Below are 21870 nucleotides of genomic sequence, written 5' to 3'. Positions count from 1 at the left end.
TTTTAGTGCAGATTATAACTTTGCAGATGGTGCATATTTAAAAATAGAAATAACGGCAATAACCATTTTAGGACTCGTTTCCTATAGTCTGGTTTATTTGACTCTCTTCGAAAAAATGTCGGATGAGCTGTATAGTCCACATTTAAAAATCATCTTGTGTTTAGCCTTGCATTTGATCGCTGTTGCGATCTTTTATATGAAATATCGTAAACACTACAGATCTACTAAATCATGAAAATATATTGAGATTCAGGATAGATGTTGAGCTTTTTGACAATGATGATGCATATAAAATAAAGAGGTACCTCATGCCAAGAATATTTATCAGATTATCAAGGTGCATTTTACTTATTTCACTATTCACATTGGCGGGGTGTGATACATACATGTGGCGAGCTAATATCAAGCATTTAGATAAAATAAAACAAAGTGGTTATTTGCCGAAACTCAATCGTGATCGCGATATCGAAGGCCCTGATGTGAATCAAAATGGAATTCGTGATGATGTTGATCTTTATATTGAAAAGAATTTTATAAATATGGAACAAAGACAGGCGGTAAAACAATTGGCTATGGTTCTGCAAGAGAGCTTATTACTCGATACTTCTCAGCAATACCCGCTACGAAAAATTGCATTTGAAAAATCGCGCGCGATAGGCTGCATTTACGAGCGTTTTTCTCAAGATACTTTGTACAAACCATCCAATGTCGTTCAGCATGTCATTGCAGTCACCACAAACACAAAACAGCGCTTTAAGGCGTATTTAGCTTTTAGTAAAGCGATGGATGGTAAAAGTATCACACTTCCAAATGAGAACTTATGTAATGAATAATTCATGCTTACAGCAAAGTCACTTCTCATGTGGAAATATCAGAAAATTACTAATCATTAATTTTCTTAATTTTTAATAAATAACATTTAAAAATATTAACTTAATTATACTTTATGGAAAAATAATTTAAAAATATCTATAATTACTTAATTCGTATCCACCTTGGGGTGGATTTTTGCTTTTTAAGCATTCTGATTTTTTAATTTAACTTCTCCCACTGAACTTGGTTTAGATTTTGCTTTCATATTGTATATAAAGTGCTATGGTATGTTTTATGCACAACTTTATTGCACTATAAAAGAAAGATGGAATAGATCAGTTCAGTATCAATTCTCAAGTATGAGGTGATGACATGGCTAAAACACTTAGAATAATGGATAAGGCGGCAATGCGTCAGAAAGGCTGGATGTTGTTTGCTATTGTCGTAGGACTACAAATATTGTTTGTTGTGGGCAGTTATTTGATGCAGGGTTCTTGATATTTGGCTTTAAAAAAGCCACCGAGAGGTGGTTTTTTAGTTTTGTTTCTATATTTGCTTTTGTTCGGGCATGAGGAACATTGCTCCGAAAGACAAAACCCCTTCGTCAGACTGATAGAATGACTATATCCCACAGGCTGACAGGTGACATCCATGTCGATGGTCAATTAAATATGATTGATGGAATAGTTAGATTATGAGTTGAACTTGCTTCAATACCGCCTTTAACGTATTTTCATAATCAAAAGATGCATTGGTACTGTCCTGATAACGCCAAGCCACATAACCATCTGGACGAACCAGCACCGCACCTGATTCATGAACTTCAGACTTGGCATTCCAAGTACCATAGACATCACGATACTCACGTGAACCAATCTGAATTACATCTAAATAAGGTAAATCTAGAGCCTCGGCAGCCAATCTCCAGCCTTTGCCTGATAAACCTGTCAGTAAGGTAAAACGGCCTTTACCGCTAATATCCAAAGTGGATTGCTTTTGGCCTTTGCTATTGATTAGCCAGGTATGTGGAACTTTGGCACCCGGACGAGTCGTGGCTTGCAGATAAAGCTGTTCATCTTTGTCAAAGATCTCGGGCTCAGCTTCATTCATTACCGCATTTGAGCTATAGCGCTGATTCAGTTCAACACCTTGGGCATTAAATTCAAAATGCTTAATTTCAAGTGCTTCAAATAACTTTTTACGAATTTTGGCACCTTGCTCATCTTCAGCAAAAATACGTTCCAGCATTTGTTTTTGCGTAGTGATGCCTTGGTCAAAACCAAAGACTTCTTTTAAATGCTTATAGTCAAAACGGGACTGGTTGGCACGTGCGACAATCTGCTTGCCTACAGGCGCACGTTCAGACGTATATGAATCGAGGAGGGAAGGTGCGGCCCAACCTTTGATTGCATAGGTGAGTTTCCAGCCAAGGTTAAACGCATCCTGCATACAGGTATTTGAACCTAAACCGCTTGAAGGCGGGTGACGGTGTACAGCATCACCACCACAGAACACGCGGCCTTTAGAGTATTCAGTTGCCCAAGTCTGGTTTACATACCAGTAGGACAGTTTTTGGATTTCGACATCTTCCACTTCAGCGCCAACAAATGTATTCAGACGCGATCGAACCTGTTCTTCAGTCACTTGTGGCTCGCCTTTGGAAATGTCAAAGCCCCAGCCCATAATCCATTCATTCCAAGGCGTAATGGCACGTAGCAAGCCCATACCGAGATCACCAAAGCTGGCTTCAGGATTGACGATCCATTGCAGAATCGCAGGGCGGTGCTGAACATATTTGCTTAGATCGGCTTTAAAAGTCACATAGACTGTACCCGCACGCGCCATCACACCTTCGAGTGGTAGCTCAAGTTGCTCAACCACTTTTGAGCGTGCGCCATCCATACCAATCAGATATTTGGCTCTTAAACTAAATTCTGTGTTGGTAATCCGGTTCAGGAAAGTAGCGGTGACACCATTTTCATCCTGAACATGCGATAAATATTCAGTATTGAAGTTATAGATTGCACCGCGCTCACCGGCATTCTTGACCAGTAAGGCTTCCATTTTCGGCTGAATCAAATCCACCAATGGACATGGACTGCCTTTGATATAGTCGCCATGACGTTCATCTCCTGTACCCCAAGCGCTTAAACGGGCAATTTCTTCACCGACCAGACTGGTGGTAATCAGGCTTTCGCCCATGTGTTCCCACGGTGTCGCAATTTCTTTAACTTGTTCTTCAATGCCTAAATCACGTAATACTTCCATGGCACGCTGATTGGTAATATGCGCACGTGGACTATTGGCCAGCCAGTTAAACTGTGTGAAGAGTTGAACTTTAATTCCATAGTTTGCCAGTGCTAAACCTAAGGTCGATCCTGCAGGTCCTGTGCCAATTACCAATACGTCAGTATCGTAATGCTGTGTCATACATGACTCCATGTGTCTGTCTGAAGAACAAGATTTGAATATATTTACAATCCAGTGTAGTGAAATTCAGGCAATACAATAGGAGTATTCATATAAACTATAGGTCTATTGAGATTCTTACTACTTTCTCGTTTGGCAGCTTAAAATGCCTGAGAATATGCGGCTGAGTTTATGGAACTTCGACATTTACGTGCTTTTTTAACAGTAGCTCAGGAACAGAGTTTTACCAAAGCAGCAGATAAGCTGTTCACGGCGCAGCCTTCTTTAAGTCAGCAGATTAAGGATCTGGAGCAGGAAGTCGGTGTAATGCTGTTTGATCGTTCATCCCGGCAAATCAAACTGACCGATGAAGGGCAAGCTTTTTTGATTCATGCTGAACAGGCGCTTGAAAGTGCCAAACTGGCAGTTGCCGCGGCGCGTCAGGTGGCGCAGCAGAAAAATAACCAGATCCATATTGGCTTTTTAAATGTTGCAGAACTGAAAGTGATGCCAAATATTCTGGCCAAACTGAAGCAGAATATTCCTGATTTAAAAATTCATCTGCATAGTCTGACCTGTATGGAGCAGATTCAACGCCTGAAAAATGCCGAGCTGGATTTGAGCTTTACCCGCTATTGTCTGCAACATCCCGATTTTGACAATATTCATTTAATGAATGAACAGATTTATCTGGTGGCAGCCGAGTATTTACATCCCACAGATCGGCCATTGAAGTTACAAGAACTGAAAAATCATCAGTTGATTATGTGTGAGCAAAATGCCTCGCCAGTCTTTTATGCGCAGTTGAATCACCTGATGTCTTTTGAACAATTGCAGCATGACCAAATACTGTGGGTTACCAATGTGTTGCAACATATTAACCTGATCAATATGGGCATGGGTTTTAGCTTCGTCCCGGAATATCTGCTGCGTTTTTTAAATGAGCATGTGAAAATCGTGCAAACAGATCAAGTCCTGCCACAATTAGGACTTTATGCAACATTTAACAAGAATTCTCATAATTCTGCATTGAATATTATTACCCAGGCACTGGACAATAGATCTTAAATAAGCCATTGAAAATGTTGAAGGGAAACATGCTAAAACTCATTTATTATGTACCAGATGAACATCTTGAAGTGACTAAGGAAGCCTTGTTTAAAGCGGGTGCAGGCGGCATCGGAGATTATACCCACTGTGCCTGGCAGGTACTGGGAACAGGACAGTTTAAAGCGCAGCAAGGTGCAGATCCTTATATTGGTGAAGTCGGGGAATTAGAGCAGGTTGAAGAGTGGCGAGTAGAAATGTTGGTTGCTGATGAAAAGGCGGTCGAGGTCGCCAAAGCTCTGAAAGCAAGCCATCCTTATGAAGAGCCTGCTTTTGAGTTTATTCAGCTCCTGGATATTAAAGTCTAAACGTGCAACCTTATTGCTGCTAGAAGTAATGGTGCGCATCGTGTTTTAGCGTACCATCAGCTTATCTGTTTAAAATGATTAACCTCCTTTTATGAGTATAAAATCAGTCATCATCATAAAAATAAAACAGGAAAATAATAATGCAGTGGTCAAAACAGCTCGGCAATATCCTCAAGAATACGCTCAGTAAAACTATCAAACATGGTGCGGGAATCCTGCATAGCCGCATTCCCTATTCTCATGACAATCCCTATCTGGATGGCATATTTGCGCCACAACGACAGGAGCATTTTGCTACTCAATTGATGGTAGATGGGCAAATTCCTGTAGAACTAGAAGGTGCGCTGATGCGGATTGGCCCGAATCCGATCACGGTAAAGAACCCACGAAATTATCACTGGTTCACCGGTGATGGCATGATTCACGCGCTGAAACTCAAAGCTGGTGAAGCACATTGCTATAAAAGTGCTTATGTCGGATCGGCCAGTGTGCAGAAAAAATTGCATAGACCACAGATTTCAGGGAAAACGCGTGGAATCGCGGATGCGGTCAATACCAATATCATCCACTTTGCCGGGAAAATCTGGGCACTGGTCGAAGCGGGGGCTTATCCGATCGAAGTAAATCGTGAACTGGAATCAAAACGGCATCAACTTTTTGAAAATGATCAGGATCTACCGTTTACGGCTCATCCGCATATCGACCCGGAAACAGGAGATATTCATGCGGTTTGTTATGATGCCTTGAATCATCATCAGGTTTTTTATTTACATATTGATGCTCAAGGCAAATTGCAACATCATGTCGAAATTCCAGTCAAACATGGCCCAATGGTGCATGACTGTGCCATTACTCAATCTCGGGTGCTGATTCTGGATTTGAATGTCAACTTTTCTATGCGTAGTGCCTTAAAAGGCTCATTACTGCCCTATCAATGGAATCCTAAACATCAGGCTCGTATAGGTATGCTGCCTTTTGGTGGCAGTGCGGCAGACATCCGCTGGTATGAGATTGATCCCTGTTTTATTTTTCATATGGTCAATGCTTATGACCTGAACACAGGTGATGTAGTGATGGATGCAGTGGTACATTCCAAGGCACTGGTCAGTTCCATTCAGGGACCAATAGAAGATCAGGAGATTCGGCTGGAAAGATTGATCTTCGAGCAGCAAACAGGAAAAGTCACTCGAACTGTATTATCCAATATCAAGCAGGAATTTCCGCGGATCAATGAAGCCTATACAGGGCGGCCTTATCGCTATGTCTATAGTACTTCCTTTGCCGGCTTTGATGATCCTTATCATGTTAGCAGTAATACACTCTTGTACCATGATCTGGAAACCGGCAGTACAGCAAGCTATTCCTTTGGAGCAAACTGGGTTACAGGTGAGGCAGTTTTTGTCGCCCGAGAAGGTGCTCAAACAGAAAATGATGGCTGGCTGATGTCTTATCTACACGCCTTGGATGGCAGTCCATCGAAAGTGGTGATTTTAGATGCGCAATATATTCAGAAGGGGCCTATTGCCACGATTCATTTACCGGTTCGTGTACCCGTCGGATTTCATTGTAACTGGATGGATGACCGGAAATTGAGAACTTATTACTCTTAGATTTTGATGATGCATAAGCACTTTGGGTGCTGGCACAGTCTCATATCGCGTGAAGATTTAAATCTTTATTTAATAGGTTGATGTTACTTTGAAGGATGAGAAGGGTAGGTCTAAATTAACCGAGATCCCAGGTTAGGCAGAAAATTCATTTCTGAATCTCTGCCTAAGAGTGGTATTCATATCGCCAAGAATATCAAATCAAAGATTTATTCTTCTATTGCTACTGTTAAACTTTCTGGATAAATAACTCACGATCAAAACGGTATTGCGGGAAGAACACGCCGTCTTTGGCGCGTTCACCTGCACCAATCACCATGACTGGATATTGCTGATCATTTAAGCCCAAGAGATCGCGTACCATCGGTTCATCAAAACCTTCCATCATGCAGCTGTCAAAACCATAAGCACGTAAGGCCAAGACCAGATTTTCGCAAGCCAGTGCCGTTGTTTTGGTTGCCCAAAGTTTGGCATCACTTGGACTAAAGGCAGAAACAGGCATCTGTTTATCTAAAGTGCGGGCAACTTTGAAAGCCACTTTTTTAAAGTTGCCAAAGACATTTAAATAACCGGTTTTATAGTTATATGGAATGTATTTATAGTATTTTTTGATGGCAGCTGGTGCTTCCGGATATGGAAATTCATTGACATTCCGTTTGGCCATTTCATCAATACGGTCGGTACGTGCCACACAGATAATCAGCTCAGAAGCCGTTTTTGCTGCCAGTTGGCTCATGCAGGCTTTGACCAGTCGCTTTTTCTTCGCCGGGTTTTGTACCACATAAAATGTCCAGGGCTGCAAGTTTGACGAATTGGGAGCCAGCAACGCCAGATCCAGACAAGCATCAAGTACATCTTCTGGAATTGGTTTTTTGGTAAATTTACGCACTGAACGACGACTTTCGATCACTTTACGGAAATTATCGACATCAATATCCTGTGGAGCAGGTTCATAATAACGTTTTTTATCCGGATTGGCGCTATCAATGGTTTCAGGAGACTGGGCAATAATGGATGAATTTTCAGTAGACATATTCTTTATTCTTACAGGTAAAGGAATCAATGAGGCAGTCTAAACCAGCTCATTGAGATCCTAAGTTTGAAAATTAGTTGAATTGTGTGAAATCAGGTTTACGTTTTTGCATAAAAGCTTGTACGGCTTCCAGCATTTCCGGAGAGCCAACGCGCTGCATGAAAATTTCTGCTTCATGGTCGATGCAGGCCACAATTTCATCCAGATTATGTTTCATCAAGGCTTTGGTTTGCTTCAAAGACGCCAAAGGTAATGCTGCTAAAGTCTGCGCCTGTTTTTGTGCAGCCGCATAGGCATCTTCTTCAATACTATTCACCAGACCGGCACCGAGTGCTTTTTCGCTATTGAATTTTTGTGCAGTCAGCAATAATTCAGCCGCTTTATGATAGCCCGCCTGCTGAATCAGCAATTTGCTTGAAGCGCCTTCAGGCGATAGGCCCAGACTGACAAATGGAATCTGGAACAGGGCAGTATTGTCACTATAGACCAAGTCACAATGCAATAAGATGGTTACCCCAATCCCGATTGCAACGCCACGTACCGCTGCAATTAAAGGCTTGGAAAACTTGGCAGCCGCTTTGAGTAAAATAAAGGGCGGGCCTTCAGCCGCAGGGGCCTGACCTTTCTTGGCAACAGATTTCATGAAATCCTGCATATCATTGCCCGCGCTAAAGTCCGCGTCCTGACCGCGTAACACCACCACACGAACCTGATTGTCCTGATCTGCTTCATCGAGCGCTTGAGCAATCCATAAATACAGCTCGCTGTATAAGGCATTTTTCGCTTCCGGGCGATTGATGGCTAAAGTGAGTACGCCATGTTCTAAATTCGCATGCAAATGCTCATGAGGTTGTTGAATACAGCTCAGTGTCATCGTACTATCCTTGCTTTAAAACTTAATTTGATTTTATGAGATTGATTATGTCGCATATTTATTGGGGCGGCACAACTCATGAGTCATAAAAAATGATCTGTTATGAACTATACATTTGATTATCTGGTTTTCATTGGCCGTTTTCAGCCTTTTCATCTGGCGCATATGCAAACCATTCAGATTGCTTTAGAACACAGTCAAAATGTGATTTTGGCCCTTGGTTCTGCGCAGAATGAACGCAATATCAAAAATCCATTTTTGGCTTCGGAACGTGAAGCCATGATCCTTGCAAATTTTAGTCCGGAAGATCAGGCGCGGATTCAATTTGTAGAAGTCATTGATGTTTATAATGATGAAAAATGGCAAAAACTGGTGAAATCGCTGATAAATCAGGCCATAGAACCGAATGCCAAAGTCGGACTGATTGGACATTTTAAAGATGATTCTTCATATTATTTAAAATTTTTCCCGGAATGGGAAATGGTCGAACTGGAAAGCCTAGAAGGTGCTTTATCCGCTACGCCGATGCGTGAAGCTTATTATCGCGGTGAAATTCAACGGGATAAATTTCCACAAGGCACGATTGAGTTTCTAGAGCAATTCCAGCATACCGAAACCTATCAGCAACTCAGTCAAAAATTTGTCCAGAAGGATAAAAGCAATCTGGCCTGACTCGATCAGATGGCTAGAGGCTGATTCATGGTGGTCTGAGCATGCTGTTTTAAACATTCACCCAGAATCGCCAGAGCAGGAGACTGCTGTTTCCAGTGATGCCAATACAAGGGGACTTCAATTCGCATTTCACCGGAAAGTTCAATCAATTGTCCTGATTCCAGCAAATGCCGGGTTTGATAATCCGGCAACCAGCCATAACCCAAGCCCATGACAATGGCATCAAAAAATGCATGCGTCGATGGAATAAAAAAGTGAGGATATTGTGCCGGACTCAGGCCAAATTCTTGCTGGATATACTGGGTATGCAACTGGTCTTTTTCATTAAACAGAATCGCCGGTGCGTGGCGTAAGGCATCACGATGTATTCCTTGTTGAAACCAGTTCCGGGCAAATTCAGGCGTGGCAACCAGACGGTAGTGCATTTGTCCAATCCGCTCGGCCAGACAGCCTTTCATGGCTTTGGCTTCAGTGCTCAAACAGGCATTGACCAGTCCGGCTTCCAGTAAATGATGGGTTTGTGATTGGTCATCCAGTTGAAAATGCAGCACAATTTTATGCTGGATCAGTTGGGCTTGTAAGGTCGGCAATAACCAGGTCGCAAGTGAATCGGCATTGGTGGCAACATTCAGGCAGTAAAAACCTTCCTGTTGTACCTGACCACCCAAATCCTGCATCAAATTCTGTTCTAGCAAACGCTGATGCTGTAAATAATGCAATAAAGTTTGTCCAGATTGAGTCACGCGACAAGGCCGGTCTCTCACCAGCAGCAAGTGTCCCAATTGTTTTTCCAGACTCTGAACACGAAGGGTCACTGCTGAGGCAGTAATATTGAGTTGTTCTGCGGCCAGATCAAAACTTCCGGTTTTTGCAACCGCGTAAAAAGCATCACATTGTTTCGCATTCAGCATCGCTACAATCTAAGAAAAATTTAGTTAAATTGATATTAACTTAGTTTTAATGAATAGCTTCCTTTTTGTTGAATAATTCATGTATTCAAAAAAGGGGAATGTGATGTTCAGTTATATGGTCAGTGGCTTTGCTGTAGGTATGAGCCTGATTGTCAGTATCGGGGCGCAGAATGCCTTTGTACTAAAACAGGGTTTAAAACAGCAGCATATCTTCCTGGTCTGTTTGACGTGTGCCTTGTCTGATACTATTTTGATATTATTAGGTGTTTTTGGTTTTGCTCACATCATTGAACCTTATCCAAATGCGGTTATGTTTTCTAAATATATCGGCGCAGGATTCCTGTTTTATTATGGTCTGCAACATGCAATCAGTGCATTTAAATCAACAGAAGTTTTGGCTCCAAGTGATCAAGTTACAGCACATTTTTTACAAGTGTTGATGATCTGTCTGGCATTTACCTGGTTAAACCCGCATGTTTATTTAGAAACCGTCATCCTGATTGGTTCAATTTCAACGCAATATAGCCTAGGAAAATGGTGGTTTGCGCTTGGTGCGGTCTGTGCATCCTGGTTTTTCTTTTTTAGCTTGGGCTATGGGGCAAAGATATTAACACCCTGGTTTCAGCATCGCCATGCCTGGAAAGTTCTGGATGCTCTCATTGCTTGTACCATGTGGATCGTTGCAGGGTCATTAATTCTAAGCATTTAATTCAACTGGTAATATAAAAATCCTCAATTGAGGATTTTTATATTTTGAACAAGAGAATGCGAGTAAGGTCTGTAATTGATATTTGTCTAGACATTCTGTTTTAAACATTTTTCAAAGAGAATCACAATAGAAAATAGAGTTTGCAGTGCTCGCTGTGTAAGCAAATTTTACTTCAGATTTTGTTGAAATATATGATCATATTTAGGAGATGAATTTTAAAATCAAAGTATTAACAGTCTCCATTCGATGAGCATACTTCGCTTAAGCCATTTCTTAAAAATAAATACTAACGATTATTTTTTCCATTAGTCACTAAGGGTTTTACAAAAACTTCAGTTAACTGGTATAAAAATAACGAAAACAAAAATTCTAAAACTGAAAAGAAAATTTAATTTCAGCTTGAAGCGTGTACCTAAATCCGATCAATAAGAAATTAAACAAGGTGGATTTAAAATTGAAAACAACAATAAAAACTGGACTGATTGGCCTGGCAATCTGTTTATTTTTCAGCAGTCAGACTTTTGCAAAATCATGGACGCTCACTCCTAAAAGTGATGTCGGCTTTGAGATCAAGTCAATGGGACTGACTGTGGTCAAAGCCAAGTTTAATCAGGTGCAATCCAGCATGCAATTTGATGCCAAAGCACCGCAAAATGCTTCAACGCATCTGGTCATGGATGTCGAGAGTTTGAGTTTTAATAAACCGTTATTGAAACATATGATTTTGGGTGAAGACCTTTTTTATGTTGAAAAATACAAAACGGTAAGTTTTAAAAGTATCCAGTTTAAAGACCTGGGCAATGGTAAATACAATGTTTTAGGCAATTTAACTTTGCGTGGTGTGACCAAACCGGTGATTTTTGAAACAACCTTTAAGTCGAGTCTGTCTAATGACAACTTGCTCGAAGTCCAGGCATTTGCAGTGATTAACCGCAGTGATTTCGGCATGAGAAAGGGGATCGCAGGCGTAGGGGAGAAAGTGAATCTGCATCTCTCGGGTCATTGTGAAGTTAATTAAGGGTGTTTGAATACAGTCTTTTTTCAGATTAATAGACTGCTGCATGTCTATTGCTTAGCTTTAAAAATTGAAGCATAGAAGACATATAAAATGCTTGTATTACATCAAAGTAATCACAAAAAAAGCCCGATTTTTTCGAGCTTTTATCCTTGCAGGAAATAGTCAATTAAGCACTTTGCAGAGCTTTTAAATCTTCCAGGACTTGTTCGGCATGACCTGCGGCTTTGACTTTACGATATTCTTTGACCAGTTCGCCGTTATGGAAAATAAAAGTCGAACGCTCGATCCCCATGACTTGTTTGCCATACATGTTTTTTTCTTTAATCACATCAAAGTGATTACACAGGATTTCTTCTTTATCACTGATCAGATTAATACTCAGATTCTGCTTTTCAGTAAAGTTTTGATGGGCTTTGACCGAATCACGAGATACGCCAATAATGGTGGTATTTAAAGCATCAAACTGATCTTTTAAACAAGAAAATCCGACGGCTTGAGTGGTACAACCCGGAGTAGAATCTTTAGGATAAAAATAAATCACCAGCCATTCTGTATCCAGCTGGGTTAAATTGATTTCAGCTGTCGTTGCAGGGAAACTCTGGTCAAGCAAACTGATGGCAGTCATATTAACTCCTGTTTTATTTAAATTTTTCAAAAAAATAAGCCACATTATAGTGGCTTATTTCATCAAAGAATAATGAGATATTATTTCTTCGGCGCAGCTTGAGCTGATTTCATTGCTTCTTCAGTCAAAGTTTTCAGTTTGCCTGTTAACTGTGGACCAAAACATGCTTGCAGGTCTTTATTCTGCTTCTGTACAAAAGCTAAAGTTCCAGGACTTTTCTTCTGATTAATGGTGCTTTGGATTTCCCATTTTTGTGCATTGGTTAGTTTACCATCTGCTTCAACAGCGCAAGTACAATATTTACTGACTTCAGCAGCGGTCAGTTTTTTACCTTTGCCAGTTTCATCTTTACAAACATTGATCAATGCAGATTTTACATTGGTGCTTTTATAAGCTTGTTGTAATTTGTCATCAGCTGCCTGAGCCGTTGTTGCGAACATAGCAGCAGCTGAAACAATTGCTGAAAGCACGATGCTTGATTTTAAATTCTTCATAAACTCTACCTTGTTATTACGGTATATAACGTGTCGGGTCTTCAACACCTGCGTCCGCAAAACCCTGTTTACGTAAACGGCAACTGTCACATTTGCCACAGGCACGTCCTTGGTCATCTGCTTGATAGCATGACACCGTTTGACTGTAGTCTACGCCATGTTCAATACCTAAGCGAATAATATTTGCTTTGGATAAATGTAACAAAGGTGTTTCAAATTTGAGCGCCTGACCCTCTACGCCAACCTTGGTCGCAAGGCGTGCCATGTTGGCAAATGCGTCAATAAATTCCGGTCGGCAATCCGGATAGCCCGAGTAATCAACCGCATTAATTCCGATCACAATTGCTTCGGCTTTAAATACTTCCGCAGCGGCTAAAGCATAAGACAGGAAGATGGTATTACGTGCCGGAACATAGGTAATCGGAATACCGGCCTGTTCATGATCAGGCACCTCAATGCTATGATCGGTAAGGGCTGAGCCACCCAGATTACCCAGATCAATATTAATCACACGATGTTCCACACCGGCAGCTTGAGTCAGTGCTTTGGCTGCATCCAGCTCTGTGGTCGAACGCTGACCATACTTAAAACTGATCGCGATACATTCGTAGCGTGCCTGTGCCCAAGCCAGACATGTAGTTGAGTCTAATCCGCCAGATAACAGAACAATGGCACGAGGGCGCATAAGCTGATTCTCCAAAAAAGTAACTTTACAAAAAATTAACGACCAGTTTCATCATTCCATAACAACTTGTGCAGCTGTAACTGGAAACGAACAGGGAGATGGTCTTCTAAAATCCACTGAGCCAAATCACGCGCCAGTTGCGGTAAACGAACTGCGCCTTTTTCAACCGCAAATGCAGGCGAGAACCAGACTGTACTGACTTTCTTTTGAAGCTGATACTGTTCAAGCTGCTGCTTTGACCATTCATAGTCTTCACGGTTGCAGATCACAAACTTGATTTGATCATGTGGCGTTAAATGATCCAGATTGGATAACAAATTCCGTGCAACTTCACCTGAAGTTGGGGTTTTTAAATCTAGAACTTTGGAAACGCGCGGATCTACTTTAGCAACATCTAAAGCGCCACTGGTCTCTAAAGAAACCTCACAACCTAAATCAGCAAGGCGCTGCATTAAAGGCAGGGCATTCGGTTGAGCCAGTGGTTCACCACCGGTCACACAGACATAGGGTGTTTTAAAATCGAGCGTGGTCTGAATAATTTCATCCAGAGACTGACGCTGACCACCTTCAAATGAATAGGTGGTGTCACAGTATGTACAGCGTAACGGGCAGCCGGTTAAGCGGATAAAAACCGTTGGCAAGCCCGCAGCATTGGCTTCACCTTGTAATGAATAGAAGATCTCCGTAATGCGTAAACCCGCAGACGGATCAGAAACTGGAATTGCGGAAGAACGAAGCGTATTCATAACAAAACTAACCACTGAGAAATAAATAACCGGGTATAAAAATAAAAATCCCTACGATCATGACTGATCGTAGAGACGGGGAGCGCTTGAAGCTCCGAGGAACACCAATGTGCCCTCTAAGTTAAGACATATTAGTCTTCGCGTAATAGATCGTTCAGGCTGGTTTTAGAACGAGTTTGCGCATCTACTTTTTTTACGATAATTGCAGCATAAAGGCTGTAAGTACCACATTTAGAAGGCAGACTACCTGCAACAACGACTGAACCTGCTGGTACGCGACCATAGTGAATTTCACCAGTGGCACGGTCATAAATCTTGGTCGATTGACCAATGAATACGCCCATTGAAATTACAGAACCTTCTTCAACGATCACGCCTTCAACGATTTCAGAACGTGCACCGATAAAGCAGTTATCTTCAATAATGGTCGGGTTGGCCTGAAGTGGTTCAAGTACACCACCAATACCAACACCACCAGACAAGTGAACATTTTTACCAATCTGTGCACATGAACCCACAGTTGCCCATGTGTCCACCATCGTACCTTCATCTACATAGGCACCGATGTTGACATAAGAAGGCATCAAGATCACGCCTTTGGCCTGGAATGAACCTTTACGCGCCACCGCGGGAGGGACTACACGTACGCCAGCCGCTTTGAATTGTTCTTCAGTCCAGTCTGAGAATTTAGTATCTACTTTGTCATAGAAACGAAGATCACAAGCTTGCATTGGTTTATTGTCGTTTAATTTAAATGATAACAATACCGCTTTCTTAATCCATTGATGAACAATCCATTCACCATCGATTTTTTCAGCAACACGTAAAGTACCATTGTCTAGACCAGCAATTACGTCCTCAATTGCTTGACGGATTTCAGCAGGGCAATCTGCAGCTGTGAAATTCGCACGATCTTCAAACGCTTTTTCAATGATTGTTGAAAGCTGCGACATGATCTTCCTTCCAGAAAAAATTTTCTAGATTTTACACTATATTGCATTAAAAATAGTTGAGCAGACTGAAAATAGATGAAAAATAGCCAAAAGTGTGGGAAGTTTGAAATAATGAACGTGATAAGTGTTATTTTTCATTATTTTAAAATGTAGTAGAAGTGTTAGAAAAAGCCAGGTTATCAACAAGAAAAACTAATTTGTATCAAAAAATAACAAAAGATCAGCAAAACATGAATAAAAAATATTTTTTAAGTCCTTTATATTGAGCCTATCACGAATAACTAATGATCAAAATAAGTTCTTTTGAGGAGAGAAATAATGAAATCTTTACATAATATTTTGGCAGTATCAGCCTTAGCTCTAGCAGCAAGTTCTGCGATGGCTGCTGATGAAACAATCGTAACAGATGAAGGTGTAGCATCTTTCTCTTTCTTTAAACCCGCAGCTGTTCGTGCTGAAGTGGGTACTACCGGTTATGGTGGTGCACTTTCATGGAACGTAAACCCATATGTAGGGTTAACTTTAGGTTATAACGGTGGTGATATTTCCTGGTCTGACGATTTATCCATAGATGGGACAAAATATGACCTAGATATGGACAATAACCTGACTTATTTGAATGCCGAAATCCGTCCTTGGGCGAACTGGTTCTATATGGCGGCAGGTGTAGCATATATTGACAATGATTATGGTATAGAAAGTCGTACGGGAGCTAATGGAATTATTACACTTGATGGCAATCGCTACCAAACAGTCGGTAATACTACTGGACGTATTTCTGGTGACTTATCGTATAAAAACAATATTGCGCCTTATGTAGGGATTGGCTTCTCACCAGCCATTACCAACCGTTGGGGCGTATTCGGTGAGATTGGTGCCTACTATAATGGTAATCCAACTGTTAATTTAACTCCTTCTGGTGAATTTACGTCATTAGATACAGGTGCTCCAGATTTTGAAGATGCTTTAATAGATCAAGAAAATAAAATTCGTAATGACAATGAATACGAATGGCTTCCAGTAGCCAAACTTGGTGTAAGCTTCCGCTTCTAAATCATAGCTGCTAAACCTAATAAACAAACGAGCTTCGGCTCGTTTTTTTATTTATTAGAAGCTATTGAAAGTGATAGCCCAGTTTCAAACCTAGGATCAAAGCACTGTTATCAGAAACTGCAGATAAACCTGCAATCTGTGGCGTAATAGGTTCGGATGAGGAAATTTCAGGTTTTTGAAACTTTAAATAATATAGTCCTGTAGCAATATCCCAAGTTTCCTGAATCTTATAAAGATGACCTAGTCCGACGCCCCAATAGCCATCACTCGGATTCAATGTTGAAGCCGGATTTCCTGTACCAGAATCCCATAATAGTTCAATAAAATTAATACCAAAGGATGGCCATTGATGTGCCAGACCAATTTTGGCAGACCATTGATCCTCCCGATAATCAATCATCCTGAATGATTTTAATTCTGGGAATTCTAAGGCCGCATAGTCAATCACTGCACCGAATTGAGGCGGCTGAATGACAAAATTTTGCCAGTTCGACCAACGCAGTGTGCCATAGAGCGCATTTTGATCAGTTAAAGCTGTCTGAAAATCCAGATTTACTGACTGAGGAGTTTGAATTTCTGTATAAGGTGCTGGAGTCGTACCTACAACAATCGATTCAGTGGTTTTATTGTGATGAGTGATTGCAGAACGATAGGTCAGTGCGGTTCTAAAAAAATATTCTGGAATCTGATAACTAATTCCTGCAAGCCAGCCCCAAGCGGGATCTTGTTCAAATGTAGCCCGATAACCATTAAATATATAAAAGGTTTGCCCGGATAAATATAAGCTTCCTTCCAGACTTTGATAACTTAGCCCTGTATAAAAATTCCAGTGATTATCCGGTTGGAAGCCGATTAATGATGTGAGATTGTGGCTATCAAACTGGATACTCGCGGCCTCAACAGAAAGCGCTTCACCTGCAAAAACAGGATTATAACTATAAGCCACATCTACATGATAAGGCTGATCATAAATCAGTCCCCATGATAGTTGAGGGTGAAGCTGTAATTTTAAGGCAACATTAGAGATAAATTGCGTACTGGCAAGTTGGCCCGTAGAAAAGTCAGTAATACCCAGTTGTTGCAGCTGCTCGGTATGCTGTACCTGACCGCTAATATCAGGGCGAACCCAAGCCAATGAAATTTCAGCATAATGATTTTTTTCAAAAAAAGAGTGAATACTTTGATTGGACTGTTCAAAAGCAGCGCTATAACCTGACCCAGAAAAAGCGCAGCCCATACAGAAAAGAGCAAATTTGCTGTCGATCATATTGGTATAATTCAATTTATTATTAATGTGATTATGCTTGATATTTATATAGATTATCCACTTGAAAATAATAAAGAGGCTCGCGGGCCTCTTTGATTGAAAACTTATATATTTTTATTCGTCTGGATAAGCGACTTTTTTAAGCGCTTTAATATCGGCATCCGGCGAGCACAGGGAAATAAACTCATAGCCATAACCACGTAGTAAATGTCCTTTACGTACCGCAATCCAGGTGGTATTCATGCCAAAAATATCCGTTTTAATCTGTTTTAAACGGTAATCACGCTCCGGGTCATAAGCGACATCGTTGACAATGCCGACGCCCATATTCATTTCTACATAGGTTTTAATCACATCGGCATCGAGTGCGGACATGACGATATCGACATCAAAGCCTGCTTCTTCAAAGGCGGTATCAATCTTGGAGCGACCGGTAAAACCACCATGATAGGTAATAATCGGGTAATGGGCCAGATCTTCGATCCGGATCTGATCTTTAATTGCAAGTGGATGATTTTGCGGCGTAATAATACTATGTTGCCAGTTATAATAAGGTACGCTGGCCAGATTGTCTTCAGTCGTCAGTGCTTCGGTTGCAATACCGATATCGGCTTGACCTTGCAGCAGCATTTCCGTGATTTCTACCGGGCTGGCCTGTTGCAGAATCAAATGTACTTTAGGAAATTCTTTTTTAAATTGGCTGACAATCGGCGGTAGCACATAGCGCGCCTGGGTATGCGTGGTGGCAATGGTCAAGGTACCTTCATCAACTTTATTAAAATCATCAGCCAGACGCTTAATATTATCGGCATCGACCAGCATGCGTTCTACAATTCCTAATAGTGCCTGACCCGGTTCGGTTAAACCCAGTAGACGCTTACCCTTACGAATAAACAGCTGCACGCCAAGCTCATCTTCCAGATCTTTAATATGCTTACTTACTCCAGACTGCGAAGTATAAAGTGCAGCTGAGGCTTCAGTTAAATTAAAGTTCTGTCTAACCGTTTCTCGTATAATTCTTAATTGTTGGAAATTCATAATTCTCTTTACCCTAGAAGAGGATGGGGCATTTCGAAGCCCCATCTTTTGGTCTTAAGCGACCTGATTTTCAAATAAATGCAAGTTCACCGCACTTAACCACACGGTTTGATTGGGGCGGAATTGGTGTGCTCTTGCTTCATCAGGTGTCAGTAAAATTTCAATCAAGTTACCCTGACGGTCATTCAGTTCTGCAACGACTTTACCTGCAATCCATAATTCACGTATGAAGGTGGCCTGAATGGCATTGTCTTGTGGCTGTGCATGAATGCGCAGCTCATCAGGACGTGCGAATAAAATCACTTCACCTTGAGCAGCATTTTTTGCGCCATCAAAGTGAATGCGATCTTGCCCGAGCTGAATAATGCCGCCGTTGTTCTGGCCTTCAAAACGATTGGCTTGACCCAAGAAATCAAACACAAATGGGGTTGCCGGCGTTTCATAGACCTCACGTGGCGAACCGATCTGTTCGACATTACCTTTGTTCATCACCACAATCTGATCGGCCACTTCCAGTGCTTCTTCCTGATCGTGGGTCACAAAGATCGAGGTGATGTGCAACTCATCATGCAAGGTACGTAACCAGCGACGTAATTCCTTACGGACTTTGGCATCCAGTGCACCGAAAGGTTCATCTAGCAACAGCACACGCGGTTCAACGGCTAAGGCACGTGCCAATGCAATACGCTGACGCTGGCCACCTGAAAGCTGAGCAGGGTAACGGTCAGCGAGGAAACCCAGCTGAACCAAATCAAGTAAACGCGTAACACGTTTTTTAATTTCCGCTTCAGATGGACGGGTTTTACGTGGGCGAACACGCAGACCAAAAGCAATATTGTCAAATACCGTCATATGACGAAACAGGGCATAATGTTGAAACACGAAGCCGACTTCACGTTCACGTACATGAACATTGGTCGCATCCTGACCTTCCAGAATGACCTGACCGCCATCTGCAGATTCCAGACCGGCAATAATCCGTAAAAGCGTGGTTTTGCCGCAACCTGATGGGCCGAGCAGGGCCACCAGTTGACCATCTGGGAAATCCAGCGAGATATTTTTAAGTGCATGGAATGCACCAAAGTGTTTTTCAATATTTTGTACTTGAATACTCATGTTGGCATTCCTTAAGAAACTGTAGAATCTTGATTACGTTTGTCCTGTTTTTCCTGGCGCAGTTCCACCCATGTTTTTAAAATCAGGGTGACAATTGCGAGGAGAGCCAGAAGCGAAGACACGGCAAACGCAGCACTAAAGGTATATTCGTTATAAAGAATTTCGACGTGTAGCGGTAAAGTATTGGTTTCACCGCGGATATGACCGGATACAACCGATACTGCACCAAACTCACCCATGGCCCGTGCATTACACAGAATCACGCCGTAAATCAGACCCCATTTGATATTTGGCAGGGTCACTTTCCAGAAAGTTTGCCAGCCAGATGCACCGAGCACAATCGCAGCTTCTTCTTCTTCCGTGCCTTGTGCTTCCATTAATGGAATTAACTCACGAGCCACGAAAGGTACAGTAATAAAGATGGTCGCCAGGACAATGGCAGGCACTGCATAAAGGATCTTGATGTCATTGTCCATTAGCCAGGACCCCATCCAGCCTTGCGTACCGAAAATCAGTACCAGCATTAAACCGGCAATCACGGGAGAGACCGAAAATGGCATATCAATCAAGGTGGTCAGGAAGGATTTACCCCGAAAGTTAAACTTCGCCACTGACCATGCCGCAGCCACACCAAATACCACGTTCAGCGGTACGGCGATTGCAGCAGTCAAAAGTGTAAGTTTGACCGCAGATAAAGTATCTGGATGCACCAATGCCTGTGTATAAACACCAATTCCCTGTTTAAAGGCTTCCACAAAAACCAGAATCAAAGGCAGGATCAGGCAGCTCAAGAAAAAAATCAGTGCAATAGTGATCAGGGTATAACGTACCCAGGTTGGCTCACGGGTTGCATCACGGGATTGCAGTTTTTCAGCCAGTGCATTGCTGTTGGTATTCAAACTCATCGTGCAGTTCTCCCGGTACGGCGGCTGGCCCAAGCTTGCAGTAAGTTAATCAGGAACAGCAGGACAAATGAAATCAGCAACATCACCACCGCAATTGTGGTTGCACCGGCATAATCATATTCTTCTAAACGGGAAATAATCATCAGTGGGGCAATTTCTGTTTCAAAAGGCTGATTCCCGGCAATGAAGATCACCGAACCATATTCACCAACACCGCGAGCGAAAGCTAACGCAAAGCCAGTGATAAGCGCAGGAAGTAAAATCGGGAAAATGACCTTGGTCACAATTTGCAAGCGATTTGCCCCGAGTGCAGATGCAGCTTCTTCCAGTTCGGTTTCCAGATCACTGAGTACTGGCTGTACGGTACGAACCACAAAAGGCAGACCAATAAAGATTAGAGCCAGCGTAATACCAATCGGGGTATAAGCAACCTGAATACCAATCGGTTCAAGATACTGACCAATCCAGCCAGTCGGCGCATATAAAGAGGTCAAGGCAATACCGGCCACCGCTGTTGGCAGGGCAAAAGGCAAATCGACCAAGGCATCGACAATACGTTTGCCCGGGAAGCTATAACGTACCAGACACCAGGCCAATAACAGGCCAAACACCACATTCACCAGCGCAGCAATAATGGCTGCACTGAAACTGAGTTGTAGTGATTTTTGAATACGTTCAGAGCTCAGGATTTCCCACAAGCCTTCCCAGCCAATGCCCAGTGATTTAATAAAAACAGCAGACAGCGGGATTAAAACGATTAATGATAAATACGCTAGGGTAAAGCCTAGAGAAAGACCAAATCCTGGCAGCACTCGGGATCGCTGCGACATGATGACTCCTCAAAAGAGAGAAAGCTGGTTAAAACTAACCAGCGAAAATTAAAAAAAGAAATTGGACACAAGCATAATTTGCAACGACTAAAATGCAAATTTGAAATAATACTTGCTGTCATCAGTATTGCTGATATGTTGCATAGTCTTTTCTGAAATCAAATACTGGGCAAGTTCAGGAAAAGGGCCAAATCCTGAAGCGACATTGACATGCCCCACCTGTCCGAGATTAATCGGTTTGAGTTTCCAGGCTTTGGCCAGAAACTGGGCGTCTGCATAGCTTAACCAGGGATCATTTTCACTGATTAATAACGTGGCCGGAACCTGAATCTGCACTTGCTGAAAATAATGGCTGTAATCGGTCTGGCTGTTACGAACAAAACCATTTTCCCCAAAACGTGCCGGATTGGCCGGCGCGACCAGAATCAGCTTTTTAACTTTAGCAGTCAATTCTGGATGTTGTGCCAGTGCTGCGACCGAGGTTAAACAGCCAAAGCTGTGCGCTACAATCTGTACATCATCTTGAATATCTTGCAGGGCTTTGACAAATTCAGTGATCCATTCCTGCAAAACGGGATGATTCCAATCTTTTTGTTGCACACGAGAGCATCGACTGAGCTGATGTTGTAAGCATGTTTGCCAGTGATTGTATTCGCTACCACCTACACCTGGAACAATAAGCGTATGTATCATGTCG

At 42.0% G+C, this 21870-nt stretch carries 24 protein-coding genes; 9 read left to right on the top strand and 15 right to left on the bottom strand.

What is annotated here, in order from left to right:
• Nucleotides 1-386 precede the first annotated feature (386 nt).
• Nucleotides 387-833: a hypothetical protein gene (locus tag FTU42_RS03335; RefSeq protein WP_157799600.1), complete on the top strand. Its 447-nt coding sequence runs from the start codon at nucleotides 387-389 to the stop codon at nucleotides 831-833.
• 352 nt (nucleotides 834-1185) lie between these two features.
• The gene (locus tag FTU42_RS14850) at nucleotides 1186-1311 is read left to right on the top strand and encodes a KGW motif small protein (protein WP_005170067.1); all 126 of its coding nucleotides are present in this window, start codon (nucleotides 1186-1188) and stop codon (nucleotides 1309-1311) included.
• Between the two features lie 189 nt (nucleotides 1312-1500).
• On the opposite strand, the gene FTU42_RS03330 is transcribed toward FTU42_RS14850, so the two are convergent.
• The gene (locus tag FTU42_RS03330) at nucleotides 1501-3243 is read right to left on the bottom strand and encodes an FAD-dependent monooxygenase (protein WP_159516072.1); all 1743 of its coding nucleotides are present in this window, start codon (nucleotides 3241-3243) and stop codon (nucleotides 1501-1503) included.
• 171 nt (nucleotides 3244-3414) lie between these two features.
• Between FTU42_RS03330 and FTU42_RS03325 the strand changes: the two genes are divergently transcribed.
• The 3 genes from FTU42_RS03325 (at nucleotide 3415) to FTU42_RS03315 (ending at nucleotide 6247) form a co-directional block, all read left to right on the top strand.
• Nucleotides 3415-4290, top strand: coding sequence for a LysR substrate-binding domain-containing protein (locus FTU42_RS03325; RefSeq protein WP_100329052.1), 876 nt, complete (start codon nucleotides 3415-3417; stop codon nucleotides 4288-4290).
• A 29-nt stretch (nucleotides 4291-4319) separates the two neighbouring features.
• On the top strand, nucleotides 4320-4637 hold the full coding sequence (locus tag FTU42_RS03320; protein WP_005097590.1) for a hypothetical protein: 318 nt from the start codon (nucleotides 4320-4322) through the stop codon (nucleotides 4635-4637).
• Between the two features lie 140 nt (nucleotides 4638-4777).
• Complete coding sequence (locus FTU42_RS03315; protein ID WP_180083023.1) at nucleotides 4778-6247, top strand: carotenoid oxygenase family protein; 1470 nt, start codon at nucleotides 4778-4780, stop codon at nucleotides 6245-6247.
• A 226-nt stretch (nucleotides 6248-6473) separates the two neighbouring features.
• Here FTU42_RS03315 and FTU42_RS03310 read toward each other — a convergent pair whose 3' ends face one another.
• A complete protein-coding gene (locus tag FTU42_RS03310; protein ID WP_180050060.1) occupies nucleotides 6474-7277 on the bottom strand; it encodes a nitroreductase family protein in 804 nt (267 codons plus the stop codon).
• Between the two features lie 73 nt (nucleotides 7278-7350).
• On the bottom strand, nucleotides 7351-8151 hold the full coding sequence (locus FTU42_RS03305) for an enoyl-CoA hydratase-related protein (protein WP_180083022.1): 801 nt from the start codon (nucleotides 8149-8151) through the stop codon (nucleotides 7351-7353).
• 102 nt (nucleotides 8152-8253) lie between these two features.
• On the opposite strand from FTU42_RS03305, the gene FTU42_RS03300 reads away from it, so the two are divergent.
• The gene (locus FTU42_RS03300) at nucleotides 8254-8823 is read left to right on the top strand and encodes a nicotinate-nicotinamide nucleotide adenylyltransferase (RefSeq protein WP_005097586.1); all 570 of its coding nucleotides are present in this window, start codon (nucleotides 8254-8256) and stop codon (nucleotides 8821-8823) included.
• A gap of 5 nt (nucleotides 8824-8828) precedes the next feature.
• Here the strand turns inward: FTU42_RS03300 and FTU42_RS03295 are convergent, their stop codons facing one another.
• On the bottom strand, nucleotides 8829-9734 hold the full coding sequence (locus FTU42_RS03295) for a LysR family transcriptional regulator ArgP (protein WP_180083021.1): 906 nt from the start codon (nucleotides 9732-9734) through the stop codon (nucleotides 8829-8831).
• Nucleotides 9735-9837: 103 nt separating this feature from the next.
• On the opposite strand from FTU42_RS03295, the gene FTU42_RS03290 reads away from it, so the two are divergent.
• Nucleotides 9838-10443, top strand: coding sequence for a LysE/ArgO family amino acid transporter (locus tag FTU42_RS03290; protein WP_180083020.1), 606 nt, complete (start codon nucleotides 9838-9840; stop codon nucleotides 10441-10443).
• 454 nt (nucleotides 10444-10897) lie between these two features.
• Nucleotides 10898-11461 carry a YceI family protein gene (locus FTU42_RS03285; protein WP_051064995.1) on the top strand — a complete coding sequence of 188 codons (564 nt, stop codon included), beginning with the start codon at nucleotides 10898-10900 and terminating at the stop codon, nucleotides 11459-11461.
• A 166-nt stretch (nucleotides 11462-11627) separates the two neighbouring features.
• Here FTU42_RS03285 and FTU42_RS03280 read toward each other — a convergent pair whose 3' ends face one another.
• The 5 genes from FTU42_RS03280 to dapD form a co-directional block, all read right to left on the bottom strand.
• Nucleotides 11628-12086 carry a peroxiredoxin gene (locus tag FTU42_RS03280; protein ID WP_005170083.1) on the bottom strand — a complete coding sequence of 153 codons (459 nt, stop codon included), beginning with the start codon at nucleotides 12084-12086 and terminating at the stop codon, nucleotides 11628-11630.
• Nucleotides 12087-12166: 80 nt separating this feature from the next.
• A complete protein-coding gene (locus FTU42_RS03275; protein WP_005170085.1) occupies nucleotides 12167-12580 on the bottom strand; it encodes a hypothetical protein in 414 nt (137 codons plus the stop codon).
• Between the two features lie 16 nt (nucleotides 12581-12596).
• Complete coding sequence (gene queC, locus FTU42_RS03270; RefSeq protein ID WP_005170088.1) at nucleotides 12597-13265, bottom strand: 7-cyano-7-deazaguanine synthase QueC; 669 nt, start codon at nucleotides 13263-13265, stop codon at nucleotides 12597-12599.
• Between the two features lie 35 nt (nucleotides 13266-13300).
• A complete protein-coding gene (gene queE / locus FTU42_RS03265) occupies nucleotides 13301-14011 on the bottom strand; it encodes a 7-carboxy-7-deazaguanine synthase QueE (RefSeq protein ID WP_180083019.1) in 711 nt (236 codons plus the stop codon).
• A gap of 131 nt (nucleotides 14012-14142) precedes the next feature.
• Nucleotides 14143-14964, bottom strand: coding sequence for a 2,3,4,5-tetrahydropyridine-2,6-dicarboxylate N-succinyltransferase (gene dapD / locus FTU42_RS03260; RefSeq protein ID WP_100329046.1), 822 nt, complete (start codon nucleotides 14962-14964; stop codon nucleotides 14143-14145).
• A 318-nt stretch (nucleotides 14965-15282) separates the two neighbouring features.
• Here dapD and carO point away from each other — a divergent pair, with 318 nt between their 5' ends.
• A complete protein-coding gene (gene carO, locus FTU42_RS03255) occupies nucleotides 15283-16017 on the top strand; it encodes an ornithine uptake porin CarO (RefSeq protein WP_180083018.1) in 735 nt (244 codons plus the stop codon).
• A gap of 61 nt (nucleotides 16018-16078) precedes the next feature.
• On the opposite strand, the gene FTU42_RS03250 is transcribed toward carO, so the two are convergent.
• The 6 genes from FTU42_RS03250 to FTU42_RS03225 all read right to left on the bottom strand — a co-directional run bounded on the left by FTU42_RS03250 (nucleotide 16079) and on the right by FTU42_RS03225 (nucleotide 21866).
• Entirely contained in the window at nucleotides 16079-17284 is a 1206-nt protein-coding gene (locus FTU42_RS03250; protein WP_218949798.1) for an outer membrane protein transport protein, read from the bottom strand.
• Nucleotides 17285-17398: 114 nt separating this feature from the next.
• Nucleotides 17399-18322 (bottom strand): CysB family HTH-type transcriptional regulator, encoded by a 924-nt coding sequence (locus tag FTU42_RS03245; RefSeq protein ID WP_074383339.1) that lies wholly within the window; start codon nucleotides 18320-18322, stop codon nucleotides 17399-17401.
• Nucleotides 18323-18376: 54 nt separating this feature from the next.
• A complete protein-coding gene (locus tag FTU42_RS03240; protein ID WP_005097572.1) occupies nucleotides 18377-19438 on the bottom strand; it encodes a sulfate/molybdate ABC transporter ATP-binding protein in 1062 nt (353 codons plus the stop codon).
• 11 nt (nucleotides 19439-19449) lie between these two features.
• Nucleotides 19450-20343, bottom strand: coding sequence for a sulfate ABC transporter permease subunit CysW (gene cysW, locus FTU42_RS03235; protein ID WP_005097571.1), 894 nt, complete (start codon nucleotides 20341-20343; stop codon nucleotides 19450-19452).
• Nucleotides 20340-21173, bottom strand: a complete 834-nt coding sequence (cysT, locus tag FTU42_RS03230) for a sulfate ABC transporter permease subunit CysT (RefSeq protein WP_005097570.1) — start codon at nucleotides 21171-21173, stop codon at nucleotides 20340-20342. The genes cysW and cysT overlap by 4 nt, the downstream gene beginning before the upstream one ends.
• Before the next feature lie 87 nt (nucleotides 21174-21260).
• On the bottom strand, nucleotides 21261-21866 hold the full coding sequence (locus tag FTU42_RS03225; RefSeq protein WP_005097569.1) for an alpha/beta hydrolase: 606 nt from the start codon (nucleotides 21864-21866) through the stop codon (nucleotides 21261-21263).
• Between the last annotated feature and the right edge of the window lie 4 nt (nucleotides 21867-21870).

Origin of the sequence: Acinetobacter sp. YH12102 (genome assembly GCF_013419125.1) — a bacterium.
Lineage (GTDB): Bacteria > Pseudomonadota > Gammaproteobacteria > Pseudomonadales > Moraxellaceae > Acinetobacter > Acinetobacter pseudolwoffii.
This window is presented reverse-complemented; position numbering and strand designations above follow the sequence as displayed.

What these genes read in the sequence shown, in the direction of transcription:
- FTU42_RS14850 (WP_005170067.1), top strand. Translation starts at nt 1,186, where the DNA reads ATGGCTAAAACACTTAGAATAATGGATAAGGCGGCAATGCGTCAGAAA.
- FTU42_RS03225 (WP_005097569.1), bottom strand. Translation starts at nt 21,866, where the DNA reads ATGATACATACGCTTATTGTTCCAGGTGTAGGTGGTAGCGAATACAAT.
- FTU42_RS03330 (WP_159516072.1), bottom strand. Translation starts at nt 3,243, where the DNA reads ATGACACAGCATTACGATACTGACGTATTGGTAATTGGCACAGGACCT.
- cysT (WP_005097570.1), bottom strand. Translation starts at nt 21,173, where the DNA reads ATGTCGCAGCGATCCCGAGTGCTGCCAGGATTTGGTCTTTCTCTAGGC.
- FTU42_RS03240 (WP_005097572.1), bottom strand. Translation starts at nt 19,438, where the DNA reads ATGAGTATTCAAGTACAAAATATTGAAAAACACTTTGGTGCATTCCAT.
- cysW (WP_005097571.1), bottom strand. Translation starts at nt 20,343, where the DNA reads ATGAGTTTGAATACCAACAGCAATGCACTGGCTGAAAAACTGCAATCC.
- FTU42_RS03275 (WP_005170085.1), bottom strand. Translation starts at nt 12,580, where the DNA reads ATGAAGAATTTAAAATCAAGCATCGTGCTTTCAGCAATTGTTTCAGCT.
- queE (WP_180083019.1), bottom strand. Translation starts at nt 14,011, where the DNA reads ATGAATACGCTTCGTTCTTCCGCAATTCCAGTTTCTGATCCGTCTGCG.
- FTU42_RS03315 (WP_180083023.1), top strand. Translation starts at nt 4,778, where the DNA reads ATGCAGTGGTCAAAACAGCTCGGCAATATCCTCAAGAATACGCTCAGT.
- FTU42_RS03290 (WP_180083020.1), top strand. Translation starts at nt 9,838, where the DNA reads ATGTTCAGTTATATGGTCAGTGGCTTTGCTGTAGGTATGAGCCTGATT.
- FTU42_RS03310 (WP_180050060.1), bottom strand. Translation starts at nt 7,277, where the DNA reads ATGTCTACTGAAAATTCATCCATTATTGCCCAGTCTCCTGAAACCATT.
- queC (WP_005170088.1), bottom strand. Translation starts at nt 13,265, where the DNA reads ATGCGCCCTCGTGCCATTGTTCTGTTATCTGGCGGATTAGACTCAACT.
- FTU42_RS03250 (WP_218949798.1), bottom strand. Translation starts at nt 17,284, where the DNA reads ATGATCGACAGCAAATTTGCTCTTTTCTGTATGGGCTGCGCTTTTTCT.
- FTU42_RS03295 (WP_180083021.1), bottom strand. Translation starts at nt 9,734, where the DNA reads ATGCTGAATGCGAAACAATGTGATGCTTTTTACGCGGTTGCAAAAACC.
- FTU42_RS03320 (WP_005097590.1), top strand. Translation starts at nt 4,320, where the DNA reads ATGCTAAAACTCATTTATTATGTACCAGATGAACATCTTGAAGTGACT.
- carO (WP_180083018.1), top strand. Translation starts at nt 15,283, where the DNA reads ATGAAATCTTTACATAATATTTTGGCAGTATCAGCCTTAGCTCTAGCA.
- FTU42_RS03245 (WP_074383339.1), bottom strand. Translation starts at nt 18,322, where the DNA reads ATGAATTTCCAACAATTAAGAATTATACGAGAAACGGTTAGACAGAAC.
- FTU42_RS03280 (WP_005170083.1), bottom strand. Translation starts at nt 12,086, where the DNA reads ATGACTGCCATCAGTTTGCTTGACCAGAGTTTCCCTGCAACGACAGCT.
- dapD (WP_100329046.1), bottom strand. Translation starts at nt 14,964, where the DNA reads ATGTCGCAGCTTTCAACAATCATTGAAAAAGCGTTTGAAGATCGTGCG.
- FTU42_RS03305 (WP_180083022.1), bottom strand. Translation starts at nt 8,151, where the DNA reads ATGACACTGAGCTGTATTCAACAACCTCATGAGCATTTGCATGCGAAT.
- FTU42_RS03335 (WP_157799600.1), top strand. Translation starts at nt 387, where the DNA reads ATGTGGCGAGCTAATATCAAGCATTTAGATAAAATAAAACAAAGTGGT.
- FTU42_RS03300 (WP_005097586.1), top strand. Translation starts at nt 8,254, where the DNA reads ATGAACTATACATTTGATTATCTGGTTTTCATTGGCCGTTTTCAGCCT.
- FTU42_RS03325 (WP_100329052.1), top strand. Translation starts at nt 3,415, where the DNA reads ATGGAACTTCGACATTTACGTGCTTTTTTAACAGTAGCTCAGGAACAG.